Below are 1,360 nucleotides of genomic sequence, written 5' to 3'. Positions count from 1 at the left end.
ACATAGCGTATGAAATCCGCCAATCTTTTCAGAATTATCCTTTGTATAGCCATCAGGAGCCGTCGGATTTTGCGAAAGGTCAAAGGATAGCTCATTCGTCTGATCTTTTAAGATGAGATATATATAATAATCCTTTCCTGCTTCAAGATCTTCGTCAAAAGTCATCCTTCCACGCCCTGGAATGCGGTAAAAGAGGTACCTACCCCCATTCTCACCACCATGATAAAAGCGAAAACATGCCCCTTTATTGATCACAAGACCTTTTCTATTTTCCGGATCGGCTTCCAGAATTCTGTGAGGCTGATCAAAACGCACATCTTCTAAAAAACTAGTGGAAAGAGAACCTACCTTACCTTGAAGTTCAGAAAGACTGTCACTGTTCCTCTGTGCCTTCTCTTGAACTTCTGTCAATGCACTCTTCGCTTCTTCCGCTAACACTTTTGCCTCAGAGGCGGCTGTATTCGCAGAATTTGTCGTTGCGGTCACCGTGTCTAATGAACTCTTGACCTCTCCAAGCCCTTGCTTCATCGTATCAGCTTCTTCTTTTGCTTGCTCCGCAACATTCTTCGCTTCTTCCGCTGTTGTCTTCGCAGTCTCGGCTACTTCCTTGGCTTCTTCTGCTAAACTTTTAGAACTAGAGGCGGTTTGGCTTGCCTGATCACTCGTGGATTTTGCTTCATTGGCTATTGTTTCTAAGCCTTCTGCTTTAGATTTTGCATCGCTAGCCTCTCTTAGTGCTTGATCTACTTTCTCTGTTACACTCTTTGCTGCACTTTTCGCCGCTTCCGCCAAACCCTTCGCTTCTGAAGCTGTTTGCGAGGCTTGTTCCACTCCTGTTTGCGCCAATTCGGCAACTATCTTAACAGTTGCAACAGATTCCTTGACTTCAGCACAAGCATTCTTGGCTTCTTCTGCTAATCCCTTAGCTATATCCGCTGTATCTTTTGCAAGATTAGCAGTTGTTGTTACTGCTGTAACCGCGTCACCCGTTTTCGTCACCTCTGTAAGCGCTTGCTCCGACACCCTCTTCGATTCTTCTGCAACCTGTTGCGCACCATTCGCACGCGCCATGGCTTTTTCCGACTCTTGCCTTGCATTAACAACCTGTTCTAACGGCGCAAAGGTTTCATACGAATACAAAGATGCCGTCCCTAAAATCTTCGGAACAACAACGCTATCTTGCGAAGTTCCTTCTCTGATTTCCTCTTTTGTTGCTATTGGTATCAGATACTCATGACTATGATCGGGTATTTTCATATGCTTTATTCCTCCATTAAACCTAAAATGAACACTCTTTCAAATCTTCAAACTCTTCTCTTAAAGCCTCTAAGCGCTTCTCTAAATCTTTTAACGATCCATC

Annotated in this window: 1 protein-coding gene; it reads right to left on the bottom strand. The window is 44.2% G+C overall.

What is annotated here, in order from left to right; translation table 11 throughout:
- Positions 1 to 1,257, bottom strand: a 1,257-nt coding sequence (locus ACFIJ9_RS08605; protein ID WP_375636778.1) for an alanine-zipper protein, incomplete at its 3' end; no start/stop codon positions are given.
- Between the last annotated feature and the right edge of the window lie 103 nt (positions 1,258 to 1,360).

The sequence above is a fragment of the Bartonella sp. MR90HLJMH genome (assembly GCF_042194115.1).
Taxonomy (GTDB): domain Bacteria; phylum Pseudomonadota; class Alphaproteobacteria; order Rhizobiales; family Rhizobiaceae; genus Bartonella; species Bartonella grahamii.
This window is presented reverse-complemented; position numbering and strand designations above follow the sequence as displayed.